This is a genomic window from Anaeromyxobacter oryzae (assembly GCF_023169945.1).
Classification (GTDB): domain Bacteria; phylum Myxococcota; class Myxococcia; order Myxococcales; family Anaeromyxobacteraceae; genus Anaeromyxobacter; species Anaeromyxobacter oryzae.
In genome coordinates this window covers 6,527,270-6,545,556 of the sequence record NZ_AP025591.1, presented here as the reverse complement: position 1 = coordinate 6,545,556, position 18,287 = coordinate 6,527,270, and the positions used below count along the sequence as shown (strand labels likewise).

The 18,287-nt window shown below is 73.6% G+C and carries 19 protein-coding genes and 1 tRNA gene; 7 read left to right on the top strand and 13 right to left on the bottom strand.

All coding sequences use genetic code 11. From position 1 onward, the window contains the following. Position 1: 1 nt before the first annotated feature. From AMOR_RS28800 to AMOR_RS28780, 5 genes are all read right to left on the bottom strand, one after another. The gene (locus tag AMOR_RS28800) at positions 2–1,486 is read right to left on the bottom strand and encodes a hypothetical protein (RefSeq protein ID WP_248357204.1); all 1,485 of its coding nucleotides are present in this window, start codon (positions 1,484–1,486) and stop codon (positions 2–4) included. A 107-nt stretch (positions 1,487–1,593) separates the two neighbouring features. Beyond that, positions 1,594–3,021 carry a hypothetical protein gene (locus tag AMOR_RS28795; RefSeq protein WP_248357203.1) on the bottom strand — a complete coding sequence of 476 codons (1,428 nt, stop codon included), beginning with the start codon at positions 3,019–3,021 and terminating at the stop codon, positions 1,594–1,596. Positions 3,022–3,204: 183 nt separating this feature from the next. Continuing rightward, complete coding sequence (locus AMOR_RS28790; RefSeq protein WP_248357202.1) at positions 3,205–4,029, bottom strand: hypothetical protein; 825 nt, start codon at positions 4,027–4,029, stop codon at positions 3,205–3,207. Positions 4,030–4,118: 89 nt separating this feature from the next. Beyond that, positions 4,119–4,697 carry a class I SAM-dependent methyltransferase gene (locus AMOR_RS28785; RefSeq protein WP_248357201.1) on the bottom strand — a complete coding sequence of 193 codons (579 nt, stop codon included), beginning with the start codon at positions 4,695–4,697 and terminating at the stop codon, positions 4,119–4,121. Continuing rightward, positions 4,697–6,565 (bottom strand): ABC transporter ATP-binding protein, encoded by a 1,869-nt coding sequence (locus AMOR_RS28780; RefSeq protein ID WP_248357200.1) that lies wholly within the window; start codon positions 6,563–6,565, stop codon positions 4,697–4,699. The genes AMOR_RS28785 and AMOR_RS28780 overlap by 1 nt, the downstream gene beginning before the upstream one ends. Before the next feature lie 89 nt (positions 6,566–6,654). On the opposite strand from AMOR_RS28780, the gene speA reads away from it, so the two are divergent. The 3 genes from speA (at position 6,655) to AMOR_RS28765 (ending at position 9,439) form a co-directional block, all read left to right on the top strand. Beyond that, complete coding sequence (speA, locus tag AMOR_RS28775; protein WP_248357199.1) at positions 6,655–8,619, top strand: biosynthetic arginine decarboxylase; 1,965 nt, start codon at positions 6,655–6,657, stop codon at positions 8,617–8,619. Between the two features lie 64 nt (positions 8,620–8,683). Continuing rightward, positions 8,684–9,094, top strand: a complete 411-nt coding sequence (locus AMOR_RS28770) for a DnaJ family domain-containing protein (protein WP_248357198.1) — start codon at positions 8,684–8,686, stop codon at positions 9,092–9,094. Positions 9,095–9,235: 141 nt separating this feature from the next. Further along, entirely contained in the window at positions 9,236–9,439 is a 204-nt protein-coding gene (locus AMOR_RS28765) for a dodecin (RefSeq protein WP_248357197.1), read from the top strand. 3 nt (positions 9,440–9,442) lie between these two features. Here the strand turns inward: AMOR_RS28765 and AMOR_RS28760 are convergent, their stop codons facing one another. Further along, on the bottom strand, positions 9,443–10,579 hold the full coding sequence (locus tag AMOR_RS28760; protein ID WP_248357196.1) for a ferritin-like domain-containing protein: 1,137 nt from the start codon (positions 10,577–10,579) through the stop codon (positions 9,443–9,445). Between the two features lie 50 nt (positions 10,580–10,629). Then, the gene (locus tag AMOR_RS28755; RefSeq protein ID WP_248357195.1) at positions 10,630–10,911 is read right to left on the bottom strand and encodes a hypothetical protein; all 282 of its coding nucleotides are present in this window, start codon (positions 10,909–10,911) and stop codon (positions 10,630–10,632) included. Between the two features lie 133 nt (positions 10,912–11,044). Between AMOR_RS28755 and msrA the strand changes: the two genes are divergently transcribed. Both msrA and AMOR_RS28745 read left to right on the top strand, forming a co-directional pair. Continuing rightward, positions 11,045–11,689, top strand: coding sequence for a peptide-methionine (S)-S-oxide reductase MsrA (msrA, locus tag AMOR_RS28750; protein ID WP_248357194.1), 645 nt, complete (start codon positions 11,045–11,047; stop codon positions 11,687–11,689). A 67-nt stretch (positions 11,690–11,756) separates the two neighbouring features. Further along, positions 11,757–12,239, top strand: coding sequence for a response regulator (locus tag AMOR_RS28745; protein WP_248357193.1), 483 nt, complete (start codon positions 11,757–11,759; stop codon positions 12,237–12,239). Between the two features lie 59 nt (positions 12,240–12,298). Here AMOR_RS28745 and AMOR_RS28740 read toward each other — a convergent pair whose 3' ends face one another. From AMOR_RS28740 to AMOR_RS28720, 5 genes are all read right to left on the bottom strand, one after another. Further along, positions 12,299–13,231, bottom strand: coding sequence for a zinc metalloprotease (locus tag AMOR_RS28740; RefSeq protein WP_318653842.1), 933 nt, complete (start codon positions 13,229–13,231; stop codon positions 12,299–12,301). 150 nt (positions 13,232–13,381) lie between these two features. Then, entirely contained in the window at positions 13,382–13,822 is a 441-nt protein-coding gene (locus AMOR_RS28735; protein WP_248357192.1) for a GNAT family N-acetyltransferase, read from the bottom strand. A gap of 10 nt (positions 13,823–13,832) precedes the next feature. Then, positions 13,833–14,378 (bottom strand): metal-dependent hydrolase, encoded by a 546-nt coding sequence (locus tag AMOR_RS28730; RefSeq protein ID WP_248357191.1) that lies wholly within the window; start codon positions 14,376–14,378, stop codon positions 13,833–13,835. A gap of 127 nt (positions 14,379–14,505) precedes the next feature. Continuing rightward, positions 14,506–14,601, bottom strand: a tRNA-Sec gene (locus AMOR_RS28725). Positions 14,602–14,656: 55 nt separating this feature from the next. Further along, on the bottom strand, positions 14,657–15,304 hold the full coding sequence (locus tag AMOR_RS28720; protein ID WP_248357190.1) for a phospholipid scramblase family protein: 648 nt from the start codon (positions 15,302–15,304) through the stop codon (positions 14,657–14,659). Between the two features lie 158 nt (positions 15,305–15,462). Between AMOR_RS28720 and AMOR_RS28715 the strand changes: the two genes are divergently transcribed. Beyond that, the gene (locus AMOR_RS28715; protein ID WP_248357189.1) at positions 15,463–16,233 is read left to right on the top strand and encodes a hypothetical protein; all 771 of its coding nucleotides are present in this window, start codon (positions 15,463–15,465) and stop codon (positions 16,231–16,233) included. Positions 16,234–16,249: 16 nt separating this feature from the next. Here AMOR_RS28715 and AMOR_RS28710 read toward each other — a convergent pair whose 3' ends face one another. Continuing rightward, positions 16,250–17,920, bottom strand: coding sequence for an HAD-IG family 5'-nucleotidase (locus tag AMOR_RS28710; protein ID WP_248357188.1), 1,671 nt, complete (start codon positions 17,918–17,920; stop codon positions 16,250–16,252). Positions 17,921–18,052: 132 nt separating this feature from the next. Between AMOR_RS28710 and AMOR_RS28705 the strand changes: the two genes are divergently transcribed. Beyond that, on the top strand, positions 18,053–18,253 hold the full coding sequence (locus AMOR_RS28705; RefSeq protein WP_248357187.1) for a hypothetical protein: 201 nt from the start codon (positions 18,053–18,055) through the stop codon (positions 18,251–18,253). Positions 18,254–18,287: the final 34 nt, after the last annotated feature.

Sequence of the window (18,287 nt, the reverse complement as noted above, 5' to 3'; positions counted from 1 at the left end):
CTCACGGCGCCCCGCCGGCCGCGCGCAGCCCGGTCCGGCACTGCGCCTTGTACGCGCCGAGCCCGGCCGCGAGCTCCGCGCGGCTCTCGGCGCTCGCCCGCTCGGGCAGCGCCTCCATCGCCCGGCGCTGCGCCGCCAGCGCGGCGGCGCACTGCCCGAGGTCCGAGAGCACCGCCGCGTAGGCCGCGAGCACGGGCGGGCTCCACGGGGCGAGCTTCACCGCGCGCCGCGCGTGCGGCAGGGCCTCGCCGGACCGCCCCTGCGCGAGGAGCTCCGCGGCGAGGTTGTGGACCGCCGCGGCGTTCCGGGGCGCGAGCTCCGCCGCGCGCCGGTACGCCGCCTCGCGGGCCGCGGCGTCGTCCGGCGAGGGGAGCGCCGTCGCGAGGAACGTCCACGCGCGCGGGTCGTCGGGGTGCGCCGCCACGGCGGCGCGAGCGAGCGGGGCGGGGTCGGTCCCGTCGAGCGCGGCCCGGAACTGGAGCGCGATGGGGTGAGCCGCGTCCTCACCGAGCGCCTCCGCCACCTCCCGCTCGAGCGCGGCGCGACCCTTGTCCGGACCGTGCTGCCAGAGCACGAGGCGGATGGCGTGGATCTCCGCAGGCGGCACCGGCCGCTCGAAGTACCCGACGGCGATCGGCACCTCGACCATGCGCCGCTGGGTCTCGATCGGCGCGCGGACGTACTCGGCGAGCACGTCGTCGAGCGCCTCGAGCGCGCCGGGGACGTCCGGGTCGTGCTCCGGGAGCGCCGCGCGCCACGCCGCGGCGGGCTCCGCGCCGGCCGCGAGCCGCCGCTGGAGCTCCGCGAACGCCGCCGGGCGCCGGTGGGCGAGCCAGTGCACGAGGACCCAGCTCGCGGCGTAGTAGTCCAGCGCGGGGCGGAGGCCGGGGCCGCCGTCCCAGGCGAGCAGCTCGCGGACCGGAACGGGGCGGGTGCGCGCCCGGTCGAGCCGCGCCGGCGGCGGAGCGCCCACGGTGACGGCGGCGCTGCCCGGTGCGTCGTCGCCGAGCGATTCCATGTAGACGGCGAGCCCTTCCGCGAGCCAGCGCGGCTGCCGGTGGAACACGCTCGCGAGGAAGTGGTGGGTCAGCTCATGGGCGAGCAGCGCGCGCTGCCACGGCTGGAGCGCGCCCGAGAGCACGATGCGCGGCGGTCCGCCGGCGTACCGGAGGTAGTAGCCTGCGGCGCCCTCCGGCGCGAAGGGCCGGTACTCCTCCGCGGTCCGGAACGCGATGACCTCGACCTGGCCGGGCGCGGGCGGCGCGCCCTCGAACAGCGCTGCGCCGACCGCGACGCGCATGCGCTCGAGCCGGCCCGCGAGCGCCGACGCCTCGCGGGCGGGGAGGTCGGTGCGGAGGACGAGGTGGTCGGTGGAGAGCTCGCGCCACGGCGGTCCGCCCTGCGCGGGGCAGCGAAACGCGGACGGCGCGGCGCAGGCGGCGAGCAGCGCGGCGAGCACGGCGCACGCGAGGGGCGGCGACCGCATGAGAGGATCGTACCCGACCGCCGCGCCGGGGGCCACGCGCCCCCCCCTCCCGCGCGGCGCCCCGGCCCGGAACCAGCCGCGCCGGCCCGCTCGGCGACGCGCCCGGGCTACTCGAGGAGCGACGAGTTCACGGGGTCCCAGAGCGTCTGGTCGGGCGTCTCCGAACGCTCCCTGCCCTGGAACTGGACCTCGAGGCGGAGCGTCGCCGCGATGACGCGGCGACGCTTCTCGATCGGGTCCCACGGCCAGCCGATCTCGGGCTCGATCTCCGCGAAGATCCAGCGACGCCAGACCTCCCGCCGGAGGCGGGTGTAGACGCGGTACCGGTCCACGCCGACCGGCGAGCGGGTCGCGCCCTCCATGCCGGCGCCCACGGAGATCGCGCGGCGCGGCCCGATCGTGCGCACGAACGAGAGGTCGGACGCCCACTCGATCCCGAGGCTCCGCTGGCTCAGCTCGGCGCTCGTGCCGACACGCGCCAAGGAGACCGGACCGAGCGGCCGCACCAGCTCGAACGCCCCGGACGTGCCGAACAGGGTGTCGGTGCGCCAGAACCCGGCGCCCGCGAACCGCATCAGGACCCAGTCGCTCACGGGCACGGCCGTCCGGTACCGCAGCCGGGTGAAGACGCCGGGCGGCAGCTCCATGAGGACGCCCGCGCCGAGGTCGAGGTGCGAGAGGAGGCCGTCCCACAGCCCGTACCGGAGCTCCGCGTCGCCGCGGCCGGACCCGGGCCGGAGCGGGGTCGCGGTCGGGTCGTTCGGGAAGAGCGTGCTGCTGGTGTCCTCGCTCTCGCGCGCGATGACGAGGCGGAAGCGGTCGAGCCAGTGGGCCAGCCCTGGAAGCCGCAGGTCGGCGCGGAGGCTCACGCCGAAGACGGGCGCGCCGTCCTCCCTGAACCGGACCTCGCTCCGGAACCGGAGGAAGGACCGGGAGCGCTCGAGCTCGAGCTCGCGCTCGTCGGAGAAGAACCGATCGAACCCGAACACCGGCGCGAACATCTTCGCCTCGAGGAACGCGTGGCCGACGTCCCACCAGGTGTCCTCCGGCGCGAACGGCGACGGCGGCCCCGCGGCCGCGGGCTGCGACTCGGGAGGAGGCGTCTGCAGCTTCGAGGCGGGCTTCTCCTCGGCGGTCGCCTTGCTGCGCGCCGGCGGCGCGAGCGCGGGGGGTGGCGGAGCCGGGGCGGCCGCCCCGGGGGTGAATGCCGGCGGAACGAACGCGGGCGGCTCCTCGGGGAAAGGCGTCTGCAGCTCCGAAGGCTCCTCGCCGGCGCTCGTTCCGCCGGGCGCCGGCGGTGCGAGCGCGGGGGGCGGCGGAGCCGGGGCGGCCGCCTCGGGGAGGAATGCGGGCGGCGTGAACGCGGGCGGCTTCTCTGCAGGCGCCCCTTCCGTGGATGGCGTGGCGCCGGCCGGCGTCGCGTCGCCACTCCCGGCCTGCGGCGCGGAATCGTCCGGCGCGCCTGCGGCGAGCGGGACGGTCGGGGCCGCGAGGGCGAGGAGGAGTGCGACGAGCGGGACGTGCGACCGGGACACTGGCGCCTCGACGTTAACCCGTGCCGGCACCGCGGGACAGCGCCGGACTCGCGGTCGGTCTGCCGCGGGTGGCGCGGCGTGCGCGGAGCGAGGGCACGGAGAGGAGCCGCCGCGCCACCGGTCCCGGGAAGGACCACCGCGGCTCCCCGCCCGACCGCGCAGGGAGCCGGGGTGGGACCGCCACTAGAGGAACAGCCGCACGAACACGCGGCCGCTGCGCTCGTCGGCGGTGCCGTCCTTGCCGAGCAGGTTGTCGAACGTGAAGTCCACGCCGACGTCGAGGCGGGAGACCGGCTCGAACTCGACACCGAAGCCGACCGGCACCCAGTAGCCGAGGTCGACGCCCGCCGCCTCGCCGAGGAACTTCGTGTAGCCGATGCGCCCGAACGCTGCGAGGCCCTCGGCGATCTGGAGCTGGAGCTCGGCGTCGCCGGCGAGCTCGTCCTTCACGGAGCGCTCGTCGCGCTTCGTGAGCGACGCGACGTAGTCGACGCCGAGCACGAGGGCGAGGTTCCCGAGCGTGCGCTTGTAGGCGGCGCCGATGGAGCCCGCGTAGAGGCTGTCCTTCAGGCTCTGCGCCAGGACCGCGGCGCGGAGCGCGAGCTGGCCGCCCGGATCGCGGAGGATGCCGAGGGTGGCGCGGGCGCCGAGGTCGTCGTAGACGCGCTCGCAGCCGTTGGACGTGCCGGCGAAGCAGAGGCCCGTCTGGTGGAAGACGCCGATCGTGAGATCGTCGGAGAGGCCGAAGTCGAGCGACAGGGGGATCGACCACGGCTTCCCCACCTCGTCCTTCGACAGGTTGCTCTCGACCGGGACGTCGAGCTGGATGATCCCGGCGGACAGCGTCAGCGGCCGCTTCACCAGCTCGGCGTAGGGATAGTCGTCCTTCGGGTAGACCGTGCCGGCGCCGCCGCCGTGCCCTTCCGCGGCGCGCGCGGGCAGCGCGGCGGGGAGGCAGAGCGCGGCGAGAGCAAGCGACACGGTCCGGACGAGGCGGTTCGGATTCACGCGGTTCCCCTCGAAGATGAGGTGCGCGGAATTGCGCGGCGGGAGGATGCCACGTCACGCGCGCCCCGCAAGGGTGAAGTTGGCCGCCGTCAGCGGCGCATTTCGAGGCGGCGCAGGGTCCGGTGTGTGCGGCGAGACGCCGCATCGATCCGGAACCCAGCCGCCCTGACGGTGCGCTCCGTCTCGCGGTTCGGATGGCAACCGCCGGTGAACCGGGTCCAGGCAGGCTGCACGAGGTCCTGGAGCCGGCCGGCGAGCCCCGGCGAGCGGACGTGCTCGACGAGCCGGACGGCGCCGCCGGGGCGGAGGACGCGCCGGAGCTCGCCGAGCGCGAGCGCCGGGTCCTCGACGCTGCAGAGCACGAGCCCGCACAGCGCGCTGTCGAAGGCGCCGTCCCGGAACGGGAGGGCCTCGGCGCGCGCGAGCACGAGCGGCACGCCGGGCCCCCGGGTCCGGGCCCGGGCCAGGTTCGCCCGGTGCGGGTCGACGGCGATCGCCCGCGCGCCGGGCGGGAGGTGCCGCAGGTTGCGCCCGGTGCCGGTGCCGAGGTCCAGGGTCAGCCCCCGCGCGCCGGCGGCGAGCCAGGTCCGCCAGCGACGGAACCCGAGCGCCTCGGACCACGCGAGGCCCAGATCGTAGAGCCAGGGGATCTGCTCGACCCCGCGCATCAGTCCAGGTACCCGCGCGCCTGCAGCCTGAACAGGTGTGCGTAGCGGCCGTCCCGTTCGATGAGCTCGCGGTGCGAGCCGAGCTCCTCGAGGCGCCCGCCGTGCAGCACCGCGATCCGGTCCGCGATCCGCACCGTGGAGAACCGGTGGGAGATCACGATGGCCGTCCGGTCGGCCGCGAGCGCCTGGAACCGCTCGAACAGCTCGTGCTCCCCCTCGGCGTCGATGGCGGCGGTCGGCTCGTCGAGGATGAGCACCTCGGCCTCGTCCCGCATGAACGCGCGCGCCACCGCGAGCTTCTGCCACTGCCCGGACGACAGCTCGTGCCCCGCCTCGAACCACCCGCCGAGCACCGTGTCGTAGCCCTTCGGCAGCGCCGTCACGACGCCGTCCGCGCCGCCGCGCCGGGCCGCCTCGACGACGCGGCCGCGGTCCTCGACGCGGGCCGGGTTCCCGAGCCCGATGTTCTCCGCAGCCGTGAACTGGTACCGGACGAAGTCCTGGAACACCGCGCCGACGCGGCTCCGGAGGTCCTCCGGATCGAGGTCGCGCAGGTCCACCCCGCCGTAGCGGATCTCGCCCTCGGTCGGGTCGTAGAGCCGCAGCAGGAGCTTCACGAGCGTCGACTTGCCGGCGCCGTTCTCGCCGACGAGCCCGAGCTTCTCCCCCGGCGCCAGCGTGAGGGAGAGGTCGCGCAGCGCCCAGTCCTGCCGCCCCGGGTACCGGAACGACACCCCGCGAAGCTCGAGCAGCTGGGGCCGGCCGCGGGGGAGGGTGCGCGCGGGCTGGAGGCGCGGGGCCTCGCCGCCCGTGGGAATCTCGAGGTATGCGAACAGGTTCGACATGAAGAGCGCGTCCTCGTACAGCCCGCCCACGGCGGTGAGGACCGACTGCACGGCCGCCTGCCCCTGCCGGAACACCGCGATGTACAGCGTGAGGTCGCCGAGCGTGATCGCGCCGCGGGCGGCGCGCGCCGCCATCACCGCGAGCATCCCGTAGAACGCCGCGAGCGACACGAGGCCGAACACGACCCCGGCGCGGAGGCGGCGGATCGCGATGCTCCGATCCTCGTCGAAGAACTTCCGGAAGAGCTCGCGGTAGCGGCCGAGCACGAGCGGCCCGAGACCGTACAGCTTGACCTCCTTCACGTGGGAGTCGCGCGTGAGGATCCACTCGAGGTAGTTGAGCCGGCGCCCCTCCGGAGCGCGCCAGGTCCAGACGCGGAAGGACTCGCCCGAGAGGCGGGCCTCGGCCAGGAACGCGGGGATCGACGCGGCGACGATGACGAGGACGCTCACCGGCGAGATCCGGAGGAGGAGCCCGGAGAGGGCGGCGAGGGTCACCGTGTGCTGCCCGATGGCGAGGGTCTGCATGGCCAGCGAGAGCGGCCGCGACGACGCCTCCCTCCGCGCGTTCTGCATCTTGTCGTAGACGTCGCTGTCCTCGAAGTGGCGCAGCTCGAGCCGGAGCGCCTTCTCGAGGATCCGCTCGTTCACGAGGTTCCCGAGGGCGCCGCGGAGGAGCTCGCGGCGGAGGCCGACCAGGCGGCCGCCGGCCATCTGCACCGCCATGAGCCCCGCCTCGCCCGCGACGAGCCGGAGGACGCGGGCGCGGTCCGCGGCGGCGCCGCTCCGCGCCGCCTCCACCACGCCGTCCACGATGAGCTTGCCGACCCACGCGATGGCCGCGGGGAGGAGCGCGAGGACGATGGTGAGCGCCACGACGAGGACGGCGCCGCGGTGGTCGGCCTCCCACACGAGGCGCAGCGTCCCCGGGAGCTGCCGGAAGACGACGCGGGCGCCCGCGAGCCGTTCCTTCAGCGAGGCACCCGCTGGCGGCGGGCGGGGTCTCAGGCGAGGGGGCGTCACCGCGCCAGAACTCCTAACGGACCCTGCCGCGGAAGTCGACGGCGGTGCTCTCGATTTCTCGGCCGCGGTGTCGTAGATCAGCACGCGACATGAGCATCCCCGAGCAGCGCAGCGACGCGACGACGGCGATGGCCCCCGCGGACTGGTCCATCGATCGGGCGGCGCAGTACTACAACCTGAGCGGCTGGGGCGCCGGCTTCTTCTCGGTGAACGAGAAGGGGCACGTGGTCGTCCACCCGATGGGCCAGCCGGGTCCGGTGATCGACCTCATGGACGTGGTCGAGGACATCCGGGAGCGGAACATCGGATTCCCGTGCGTCGTGCGCTTCCAGGACGTGCTCCGCGCCCGCGTGAAGCAGATCAACGAGGCGTTCGGGAAGGCGATCGCCGAGATGAGCTACGGCGCCCGCTATTACGGCGTCTTCCCGGTCAAGGTGAACCAGATGCGCGAGGTCGTCGAGGAGATCCTCGACGCCGGCGCGCCGTACCACTACGGCCTCGAGGCAGGCTCCAAGGGCGAGCTGCTGGTGGTCCTCGGCATGAACGCCGACCCCGAGGCGCTCACCATCTGCAACGGGTACAAGGACGAGGAGTTCCTGCGCCTCGCCCTGCTCGGCCGGAAGCTCGGCCGGAAGGTGATCGTCGTCATCGAGAAGCTCTCCGAGCTGCCGCACCTGCTGCGGCTCGCCGACGAGCTGGGCGTGGAGCCCATGATCGGGCTCCGCTCGAAGCTCACGACCCGGGGCACCGGGAAGTGGGAGGGCTCCTCCGGCGACTTCGCCAAGTTCGGCCTCACCGTCCCGGAGCTCATCCACGCGGTCCGGATCCTCAAGGAGGCGCGGAAGGAGCACTGCGCGAAGCTCCTCCACTTCCACGTGGGGTCGCAGCTCACCGAGATCCGGGTGGTGAAGGACGCGGTGAACGAGGGCGCGCGGGTCTACGCGAAGCTCCGGAAGATGGGGCTCCCCATCGAGTACTTCGACGTGGGCGGCGGCCTCGGCGTCGACTACGTGGGCACGCACTCGAACGGCTACACGTCGTCGGTCAACTACACGATGGACGAGTACGTCGGCGACATCGTCTACAACGTGCAGCGCGTCTGCATGAACGAGGGCGTCCCCGAGCCGCACATCGTCTCGGAGTCCGGGCGCGCCGTCACCGCCCACCACTCCTGCATCATCATGAACGTGTTCGGCCAGATCGAGATCGGCTCGGTCGAGGAGATCGCGCAGGCGTCGATCCCGCAGCCGAACGAGCCCAAGGTCGTCCGCGAGATGCGCGAGATCGTGGCGTCGATGACCCCGCGGAACCGGGCCGAGGCGTACCACGACGCGGCGGCGAAGAAGGAGGAGGCGCTCCAGATGTTCAAGCTCGGCATCCTCGGCCTCGAGGAGCGAGCGGTGGTGGAGAGCCTCTTCTGGAAGCTCGTGCGCGGGATCGCCGACCTGAACCGCGGGAAGAAGCGGCTCCCCCGCGAGACGAAGGACCTCGGCGACAAGATCGCCGACCAGTACATGGCGAACTTCTCGCTGTTCCAGAGCGCGCCGGATCACTGGGCCTTCGATCAGCTCTTCCCGATCGTCCCGGTCCACCGGATGGGTGAGGCGCCGACCCGCGACACGACCATCGTCGACATCACCTGCGACTCGGACGGGAAGATCGACCGGTTCATCGAGGGCGACGGGGTCGACGAGACGCTCTCGCTGCACGCCCTCCGGCCCGGCGAGCCGTACTACCTCGGCATGTTCATGACCGGCGCCTACCAGGACATCATGGGCGACATGCACAACCTGTTCGGGCGCGTGAACGAGATCCACGTGTTCGTGGACGACGAGGATCCGGAGGACTTCTACATCGAGGAGGTCATCCCGGGAGACACGATCGAGAAGGTCCTCTCGCGCGTGCAGTACGAGCCCGCCGACCTCTTCCGGCGCGTGAAGACCGCGCTCGACCAGAAGGTGAAGGAAGGCGCGATCCGCCCGAAGGAGGGCGTGTCGCTCCAGGACTTCTACGAGTCGGTGATGAAGGGCTACACGTACCTCGGTGGCGTCTAGCCCGCCGCGCGCCGCCGGCGGCGCGGGTTGCGGGCGGGCGCGCGCGGCTTAGATCTCGATCGGCGTGTCGGAGCCCAAGCGAAAGCCGAACGAGCGGTTCGAGTCGTACGTCGAGCGGCTCATCCGCGAGGCCCAGGAGGAGGGCGCGTTCGATCGCCTCTCCGGCGCGGGCCGGCCCCTGCCGCTCACCGGCGGCGAGCTGCCCGAGGCCTGGTGGATCAAGGAGAAGCTGAAGCGCGAGAAGCTCTCGGCGCTCCCCGAGTCCATCGCGATCCGGCACGAGGCCGAGGCGCTCGTGGAGGAGATCGCGCGGCTCGACGACGAGCGCGTCGTGCGCGAGCGGCTCGCCACGATGAACGCGAAGATCCGCAGGCTCAACGCGACCGCCGTCACCGGACCACCGACGTCCCTCGCCCCGTTCGACGTCGAGGCCGTCGTGGCGCGCTGGCGCGCGCGCCGCGGTCCCGGGCACTAGGCCGTCCGCGGCTCGTCTGCGGCGCGTGCCGCGACCGGGCGCTTCGCCCCGAAAAGGGCGGGCATGCGCCTGCATCGCGACGCCATGATGGTGACCCAACGTCAACGCCGCGAGCGCCCGCCGCGCGAGGAGGGAGTCCACATGCCCGGTGTCTACAAGAAGATCGAGATCGTGGGGACGTCGCCGACCAGCTTCGCCGAGGCGACGCGCGTCGCGATCGAGGAGGCGTCGAAGACCGTCCGGCACATGAGCTGGTTCGAGGTCGCGGAGCAGCGCGGCGCGATCAAGGACGGGAAGGTGCTCGAGTTCCAGGTCACCCTGCGCGTCGGCTTCAAGCACGAGTAGTCGTCAGAGCAGATCCTCCGCCGACAGATCCGGCGCGGCGCGCTCGTGCTCGTACGCGAGCAGGCCGGCGCGGGCGTACCGCGGCCGGATCCGGTCGGAGAGGAGCCCGATCCGCCTCAGGTTCGGGACGATCCGCCTGAACATCGTCTCGCGGAAGAGCGCCATCATGCCGGACGCGAGGATCACCCGGTCCCACTCGGCGCGCCGGAGCGCGTGGCCGTAGTACTCGTCGTAGAACTCGTGGGCGAGGAAGCGGCTCCGGAGCAGCAGCGCGACCTCGAACGCCCACTCCTCGCGGTCGCGGCGCTCGCGCTCGGAGAGCTCGCGGCAGTGGCGCTCCAGGGCGAGCACGCCGAAGTGGACGTGCCGCGCCTCGTCGGTGATCACGTACCGGAGGACGTCGCGGAGCAACGGCTCGGCGGTGATCCGCCGGATCATCCCGAACGCGCCGAGCGCCAGCCCCTCGACGAGGATCTGCATGCCGAGGAACTTCACGTCCCAGCGGGCGTCGGTCATGAGCGCGTCGACGACGACGTAGAGGTTGTCGTCGATCCGGTACAGCTTCTCGAGCTTTCGCGTGAGGTACGCGTGGAAGACCTCGACGTGGCGCCCCTCGTCCACCACCTGCGTCGAGCCGTAGAGCTTCGCGTCGAGCCAGGGCACCGCCTCGGTGACCTGCGCCGCGGCGTGGAGCGCCCCCTGCTCGCCGTGGAGGAACTGGGACAGGGTCCAGGCGAGGTGGGAGCGGATCTGGTCGCGGCGCTCGGCGGGGCTCGCCCTCCGGAAGGCGGGGAGGGACGCGAAGGGGAGGAAGTCCTCGGGGAGGAGCGGCCTGGCGGGATCGTCCGGATCGACGGGTTGCGCCCAGTCGAGGTCGGTCACCGCGTTCCACTGCGACGACTTCGCGGCCTCGTAGAGACGGGCCAGCTCGGGGAAGCTCCGCGCGTAGCGCCAGTCGAACGTCGCGTCGCCGGCCACGGGGATCGCGGTCGCAGGCGCGGTGCGGGCGCGGCCGGCGACGAGGCCTCGCCACGCGGGACCGAGCATCGACGCGAGGACGCGGGCCGAGCCGCCCCCGCCGAGCGCCTCCCGCGCCATCCGCCCGCCCTCGACGAGATCGACGATCGCCTTCCGCAGCATGGCGCCTCCCGGGGGCGTCGCCGCCCCGGGGAGGCTCGATAACGCGGCGCCTACTTCTTCGCCTTCGCGCTGGACGCCTTCGCGGCCTTCACCTCGATGCTCGTGGCGCTCATCCGGTACTCGACGGTGACCTTCTCGCCCTTCTTGAGCTCGCCCGTCACCTTGGTTTCGGCCGTCCGGGCGATCTCCCACTTCTCGTTGCCCTTCTGGACGGTGATCGTGTCGTCCGTGACGTCCACGACGGGCCCGGTCACCTGGTACGTCTTCGGCGCTGCGAGCGCGGGCGACGCGAGCGCGCCGAGGAGGAGGGCGAGGGCGATCCGCTGCTTCATGTGAGGTTCCTTTCGGTGAAGGACTGCCGAGCTGCGCCGCCGGTTGTGCCGCGGGCGCGCGGCCCGGGGAAGGCCCCGCCGGGGCAATGCCGGCGCGCTGCCCCCGGCCTGGGGGGACGCTAGATCCCCGCACATGTTCGGAGCCAAGACGAGTCTACCGGCAGCCGGGGAGGCGCTCCCCGGGCGGCGCGAGAGGATGCCCGTCCCCGAGACCCACTTCGTGAGCGGCGCGCGGATCGTGCCGCCGTTCCCGGAGGGGCTCGAGATCGCGGAGTTCGGGATGGGCTGCTTCTGGGGCGCCGAGCGGCTGTTCTGGAAGCTGCCCGGCGTGTACGCGACCGCGGTCGGCTACGAGGGCGGCGAGACGCCGAACCCGACGTACCGCGAGGTGTGCACGGGGCGGACCGGCCACGCGGAGGTCGTGCGGATCGTGTTCGACCCGCGGCGCGTCCCGTACGCCGACCTCCTCCGCATCTTCTGGGAGAACCACGATCCGACCCAGGGCATGCGGCAGGGGAACGACGTGGGGACGCAGTACCGCTCCGCCATCTACACCCACGGTGACGCGCAGCAGCGGGCGGCGCTCGCCTCGCGCGAGGTCTACCAGGCCGCGCTCGCGCGGGCGGGCGGCGGCCCGGTCACGACGGAGGTCCGCGACGCGCCGGAGTTCTACTACGCCGAGGACTATCACCAGCAGTACCTGGCGAAGAACCCGGACGGCTACTGCGGGATCGGCGGGACCGGCGTGTCCTGCCCGGTCGGCTTCGCCGGAGCGTGATGACGCGCTGCGCCGCGCGGTGCTTCGGTCCCCCTGAATACCGCGCGGGGTGGCCCGTCGATGGGGCATGAGCGCGACGCCCCCGACCCCGACGACGAACCGGCGCCCCCGGGCGCTCCTCCTCGACGACGACGCGGTGGTGGTGCGGCTCCTCCGGACCGCCCTGCAGTGCCACGGCTACGAGGTGCTCTCCGCCGGAGACGGCGCCGAGGGCGTCGCGGTCCTCCTCGACGCGCTGCTCGATCTCGACGTGCTCGTCGTCGACCTCGACCTGCCCGGCCGCGACGGCTGGTCGTTCCTGCGGCTCATCCGCGACGCGGGCGGCGAGCGGGACCTGCCGGTGGTGGTGCTCGCCACCGCCGCGTCGCCCGCGGTCCGCGCGCAGCTCCGCAGCCTCGGCGCGGACGCGGTCGTCGAGCGGAGCGCCGGCCCCGCGGCGGTGGCGCGCGCGGTGGACGCGGTGGTCGCGCACCCGGCGTCGCGGACCCGCATCCGCGCGACGGTCGACTCCATCTCCGCGCTGCTCGTGCCGGTCGCGGTCGCGGCGTAGGCAACGGCTCGCGCGGCCCGCCGCGCCCGGTCGGACCGGACGGGCGGGCGGCGCGGGCGTCAGGGCGCCGGGCGGTACGTCGCGAACTGCGCGTCCGAGCGGGTGGCCTGCCCCGGCGTGAAGCGGAACATGCAGGAGTCGTCGGTGTAGTCCATGAAGTTGTCGATCGGATCCACGCCCGGGTACTTCTTCGCCGCGCAGCTGTCGCGGCCGCTCGGGCAGCCGAAGGCGGCGGATCTCTCCGCGTTGGTGTCCGAGACGCTGTCGCCCGTCGCGGTGCAGCCGCCCTGGAACGTGTGATAGAGGCCGACCCAGTGCCCGACCTCGTGCGTGGCGGTGTCGCCGAGATCGTACGGCGCGGCGCCGCCGCCCGGGACGGAGGAGTACAGGATCACCACGCCGTCCATCGCCGGGGTCGACGCGTAGCTCCACGGGAAGGTCGCCCAGCCGAGGAGCCCGCCGCCCGGATTGCACGTGTAGAGGTTCAGCGTCCCCGCGCCGCCCTTGCGGAGCGCGGTCTTCATCTGCGCCTCGACCGACGATACGTCGCAGCTGTTGAACCAGGTGGCGTTGGTCGTTCGCGTGACGCCCGCGAGCGTGAACGTGAACGGCGTCGCGGCGCCGCCGGTCCGCCCAGCGTAGGCATCGTTCAGGACACGCAGCTGGTCGTCGAGCTGCGCCTGCGTGACGTCGCCGTTCGCCGCCCCCGCCCCCTGGTTCACGACGTGGAACCAGACCGGGATCGTGACCGAGCCCGCGGCGCGCAGCGCGAGCGCCTGCGCGTTGGTCGCCGCGAGGCGCGCGTCGATCTCCTTCGAGACGCGGTCGAGCTCGGCGGCGGTCGGGTTCTCCGTGCCGCAGCTGCGGATCAGGTGCTGCGCGGCGAGCGCAGCCTGCTCCTGAGTGAGGTTCGGGTCGGTCCGGGCGCCCTCGCACGCGGCGAGGACGGCGGTGACCGCGAGCGCGGCGGGGAGCGAGCGGGACGTGCGCACGGGTGCCTCCAGGGAGAGCGGGGGAGGCGCCGATGCTACGAAGGCTCCTCACGCAGAGCCAACCCGGCCAGACGGGGGGCGGTGCGGCGCACACACCGCCCGCGCGCAGCGCGTCCGCGCGGGCTCGAGGCGAGCCGCCGCGGGCCGGCTTCAGGGCACCAGGACCTTCCGCATGAGCACGTGCGCGACGCCCTGATCCACGAACGGCTCGCCCTCGGCGACGTATCCGCGCTTGCGATAGAAGGGCTCCGCCGGGAGCTGCGCGTGCACCGTGAGCTCGCGCAGGCCCTGGAGGATCGCCATGCGCTCGAGCGCGTCGAGGAGCGCGGCTCCGATGCCGGAGCGGCGGTGCTCCGCCGGGACCGCCTCGCGCCCGATCTGGCCGGTCCGCCTCGTGATGCGCACGAGGCGCCCGGTCCCGATGCAGCGGCCGGACGCGTCGTAGGCGACGACGTGCGAGGCGCGGTCGTCGAACGCGTCGCGATCGAGCGGGCGCGGCACGCCCTGCTCGACCTCGAACACCGCACGGCGGAGCGCGAACGCCGCCTCGAGATCCTCGGCGGTGGTGGCGAAGCGGACGAGGGGGGACATGCGCGTCATCCTATCGCGGACCCTGGCACGCGACGGATGGCCCCGGGCGGGGCGCGCCGGATGGCCAGAGCGCATACACGAGCAGCGGCAGGAACAGCACCGCCTCCGTCGCCATGATCTCGAGACCGGACACGGAGAGGAACCGGAGGCCCATTGGCGCGGCGGGCAGCAACGTCCACGGCGCGAGCCGCCGGACCGTGTCGAGAGGCCAGAGGAGCATCACCCCCGCGCCGCCGCCGGTCAGCGTGTCGAGCAACCCGTGCGAGGCGGCGACGGCCGCACCGGTGAGCGCCGTCCGGAGGCGCGAACGGCCGAGGCCGCCCGCGAGCAGCGCCGCGAGGAGGCCCGCCGCCGCCGCGATCGCGACGGAGTGCAGCGCGCCGCGGTGGAGCCATGGGGACCCGCGCCCGGCGCCGAGGCGGCGCGCCAGCACGTCGAGGTCCGGGAACGTCGACAGCGCGGTGAACAGCGCCGTCGCCGCGAGCCGGCGCGGCCGGTCCTCCGCGTGGAGCCGGCCGGCGGCGAGGCCGACGGCGACGTGGCCGAGGGAGGGCATGCGGCGGTGTGCTGCAAGCGCGGGGCCGATGCGCGCGCGGCAGGAACACGGAGGAATCCGTTCCCGGCGCGTGTCCGGGCGGCGACAGCCGTGGGCGCCTGGACGCGGCGGCGCGGCGGACGCGGCACGGCAGAGCAGGGGAATCGAACCCCCCGACAGCGCCTCTCAGCACCATCCACCGGTTTTGAAGACCGGGCCCGGCACCAGCCCAGGACGCTCTGCCGCGAACGGGTTTACGTGCGCGCCGGGGCGGGGTCAAGCGCGCATCCGCGCGTCGCTCAGTCGTGCTCCTCGAACCAGAGGAAGTCCGCGAGCACAGCCGCCCCGAGCACGAGGCGGCGCAGGCGCGGCTCGCCGGGGGGCATCGTGACCCGGTACGTGTCCGCGTTCGTGAGCAGCTCCGTCACCGCTCCGGACCAGCGCTTCTCGATGCGTCCGACCTCGCGTCCCGACGGCGCCTCGACGAGGAACGTCCAGGGCCGCCACACGGGGCCGACGACCCGGGCGAGCACGCGGCCGTCGGGCGCCTCGAGATCGAGCCGGCGGCGGAACCAGGTGAACCGCTGCCGCACCGTCCCGACCGGTCGCCCGTCGGCGTCGGTCACCTCGAGGACCGACAGCCACCACGTCCAGGGCCGCCGGAACCGCAGCGCCGGGTAGCGGCGCTCCTCGGAGCCGTAGACGCCGATCTCGAAGGGGCGCCGTGCGCGGAGCCACCAGCGCCCGATCCAGGCGCCGGCGCCGCCGGGGTACTCCGCGGCCATCCCGGCGAGGGCGCCGGACTCCGTGAGCAGCGCGTACCGGTTCGGCGCCTCGAGGTCGAGGAGCTCCGTCCAGTCGCGCGCCTGGCGCACGACGAGCCGTGGCGCCGCGTCGAGGACGTGAGCCAGCGGGAGCTCCGCGGAGGGCAGGGGCGGGGAGCGCATGCGCGATTCTCGCACGCGCCGCGGACGGGTGCGATCGGGTGAACGCCGGGAGAACGTGGGACACGCAACCGGGAGCGGGCCCGACCCTCGACCACGCCGGAAGCGCGGCGCTACAGTCGAGCAGCGCTCCGGAGCGGAGGACGTGGATGGGGGGAGCGATGGAACGCCGTGGTCCGTGGATCGAGGTGCCGGTGCGCCGGGTGGTCGGCGCGCTGCTCACGGTGTCTGGGCTGCTCGTCGTCGCGAGCTTCACCGGCCGTTGCGTGGAGGCAGCCTCCGGCTGCGTGCCCGGCTCGTTGCGCTGCCTGGTGTTCCGCGCGTTCGACGTGCAGCTCGAGCAGAACCTGACCACCCGGTGGTCGGGCGCGCTCCTCCTGTGCGCGGCGCTCGTGTCCCTCGGAGCCGCCGTGGAGGCGCGGCAGGGGCGGCGCACGCAGTTCCTGCTCTGGGCTGCGCTGTCGGTCCTCTCGGTGGTCGGCTCCTTCGACGAGATGAGCTCGCTGCACGACCGGCTGAACGGGCCGGTGAAGGCCGTGCTCGGCGCGTCCGCCGCCGGAATGCGGGACGCCTGGATCATCCCCGCAGCGGCGGTGGTCACCACGGCCGCCGTCGCGATGCTCCCGTTGCTGCAGGACGTCTCGCCGCGCGTCCGCCGGCTCCTGTTCGTGTCCTTCGGCCTCTTCTTCTCGGGCGCGCTCGGAGTCAAGGCGGTGGAGGAGATCCTCCGGCTTTCGGGGGCTCACGGCACCGTCGGATATGCCGCGCTCGCGTCGCTCGAGAAGCTGCTCGAGCTGGTCGGCGAGTCGCTCCTCGTCGGGGCCGTGCTCCGGCACCTCGGGGAGCGCGGGGCCGCGTTCCACGTCGCGGGGGGCGCGGCCGCCCGGGAGCTGCCGGGCTCGCCTCCGCTCCGGATCGTGGCCCAGCGCTGAGCCGGAGCGGCCGGCGCTACCGCGAGGCCTTCGATGCCTTCGAGGGCCGGTCGCCGGCGACCGGGGCGCCGTGCTGGTCGCCGTAGGGCGAGATCCGGACCAGCGCGGTGCGCTCGTGGGGCATCGCCGCGCGCGGAGAGCGGAAGTACTGCATCGGCGAGTAGAAGACGAAGTTCGAGGCCCGGCTCGTGTACAGGCAGGCGTAGACCTCGGTCTGCTCGCCGAAGCGCGAGTTCTCGTTCCCCTCCTTGAACGTGAGCCCCCAGTACGGGTTCAGGCCCTCCTCGACGGCGCGCTCGAGCGCCTCGATCCGGCCGTTCGCGTCGCGGAGCGCGCGGCGGAGCCCCTCCAGCTCGAGCTTGTTGCGCCGCCGCTCCGCCTCGAGGCCGTCGCGCTCCTCGGCGTTCGGCTCCTCCCGCTCGAGGCGGCGATCGAGGACGTTCAGCGCGGCGCGGTGGACCGCGATCTCGTCCTCGACGCGCAGGCGCAGCTCCTCGAGCCGCGCCATCTCCTGCAGCGCTTCCTGGTTCCGCTCGAGCCAGGCGATCTCGCTCTCGATCTCCTGCACGACCATGCAGGTGCGCCACAGCGAGCTCTTCTTCGACCGGAGGATGTCGCCGTAGATGTGGTCGCCGACGTAGAGGACGCGATCGCCGCCGATGCCCATCAGCCGCTCGAACGTCGAGAGGTCGCCGCCCTCGTACCACTTGCCGCGCTCGAGCGCGGTCGCCTCGCCGAGGGGCTCGCCCTTCGGCCCGAGCGCGAGCAGCGGCCGGCGCTCCGAGAAGAACGCCGGCTTCGCTGCGCCCGTGATCACCGCGTCGAAGTAGTTCCGCCAGCTCGGGTACTCGGCGAGCACGCCGTCGAGCACGTACGACATCACCGCGTCGGTGTAGTCCCAGAGCGAGTTGGTGAGGAGGAAGAGCTTCTTGCCCCCGGAGCGGAGGCGGTGGAGCGCCGGCCCGAGGTCCGGGTCCTTCACGAGGTAGCGGTCGAGGTCCTTCTTCACCTCGGCCTTGAGCGAGCCGTCGCGGTGGACGGTGTCGATCGCCTCGCGGATGTCGTCGAACAGCTGGTGGTAGTCGACGCGCTGGCCCTGGCCCTCGAGGAGCTCGATCACGAGGGCGAAGAGGCACGCCTCGGGCAGGGCGAAGAGCGTGTCGATCCAGGCGAACCGCGGGAGCGAGAGGTGGATCTTCTCGTCCCGGTAGAGGCGCCGGACCATCTCCACGGGGACCTGCCGCCGGCCGTGGTAGGCGCGCCCGACGTGGTTGTGGCGGTCCATCTTGAAGATGTTGCCGTACTGCTTGTCCACCACGACGCCGCGGATCACGAACTCGGGATCGTACTGGAGCCCGCCGATGCTCGGCGGGTACCCCATGAACTCGATCATGCGCGCGAGGGTCATCTCGAACGCGAGCGTCTCGAGCTGGCGCAGGTGGTAGATCGCCAGCGTGTAGTCCATGTCGAAGCCGACCAGCTCGATCCTGTCCATCCGGAGGTTCCGGTTGACGAAGATCTGGCGAGCGCGCGGCACCTCGCGGTGGCCGGCGTGGGGCAGCTCGAGCAGGGCCTGGATCCGGGGATCGTCGTAGGCGCGCCCGGGCGGGGGCGCGGGCGCCGTCACGCCCGACGACCCGGCAGGCACGGCGGCCTCGGCCGCGGCGGAGCCTTTCGGCGTGTCCATCGCCCGGGCGAGATAACACGGGGGCCGGAGGGGCTCAACGCACCGCGGGGGCGGGCGGCCGGCCGTGGAACTTGACCGCACGGCGGGGCGTGGCACGCTCGCGACCCCGTGTCCTCGTCGAGGCGCCCCACCGTGAAGGAGCTGCTCGCGCGCGTCGAGGCGCTCGAGGCCCGCGTCGCGCGACTCGAGGCCGGGCGCGCTCCGGAGGGGGACGGGCGCGCCGCGGCGCGGCCGCGCGAGCCGAACGTGAAGCGGTGCCCGGGCTGCGGCCTCCCGCTCCGCCGGCGGGCGGGACGCTGCGCGGCGTGCGGGCGGCCGATCGATTCGCTGTGACGCGAGGCGGGCCGCGGCGGAGCGCCGCGGCCCA

Coding starts and splice junctions, on each gene's coding strand:
- AMOR_RS28720 (WP_248357190.1), bottom strand. CDS start 15,304: ATGCGCTCCCCGCCCCTGCCCTCCGCGGAGCTCCCGCTGGCTCACGTC.
- speA (WP_248357199.1), top strand. CDS start 6,655: ATGAGCATCCCCGAGCAGCGCAGCGACGCGACGACGGCGATGGCCCCC.
- AMOR_RS28765 (WP_248357197.1), top strand. CDS start 9,236: ATGCCCGGTGTCTACAAGAAGATCGAGATCGTGGGGACGTCGCCGACC.
- AMOR_RS28730 (WP_248357191.1), bottom strand. CDS start 14,378: ATGCCCTCCCTCGGCCACGTCGCCGTCGGCCTCGCCGCCGGCCGGCTC.
- msrA (WP_248357194.1), top strand. CDS start 11,045: ATGTTCGGAGCCAAGACGAGTCTACCGGCAGCCGGGGAGGCGCTCCCC.
- AMOR_RS28760 (WP_248357196.1), bottom strand. CDS start 10,579: ATGCTGCGGAAGGCGATCGTCGATCTCGTCGAGGGCGGGCGGATGGCG.
- AMOR_RS28735 (WP_248357192.1), bottom strand. CDS start 13,822: ATGTCCCCCCTCGTCCGCTTCGCCACCACCGCCGAGGATCTCGAGGCG.
- AMOR_RS28785 (WP_248357201.1), bottom strand. CDS start 4,697: ATGCGCGGGGTCGAGCAGATCCCCTGGCTCTACGATCTGGGCCTCGCG.
- AMOR_RS28800 (WP_248357204.1), bottom strand. CDS start 1,486: ATGCGGTCGCCGCCCCTCGCGTGCGCCGTGCTCGCCGCGCTGCTCGCC.
- AMOR_RS28745 (WP_248357193.1), top strand. CDS start 11,757: ATGAGCGCGACGCCCCCGACCCCGACGACGAACCGGCGCCCCCGGGCG.
- AMOR_RS28715 (WP_248357189.1), top strand. CDS start 15,463: ATGGAACGCCGTGGTCCGTGGATCGAGGTGCCGGTGCGCCGGGTGGTC.
- AMOR_RS28710 (WP_248357188.1), bottom strand. CDS start 17,920: ATGGACACGCCGAAAGGCTCCGCCGCGGCCGAGGCCGCCGTGCCTGCC.
- AMOR_RS28755 (WP_248357195.1), bottom strand. CDS start 10,911: ATGAAGCAGCGGATCGCCCTCGCCCTCCTCCTCGGCGCGCTCGCGTCG.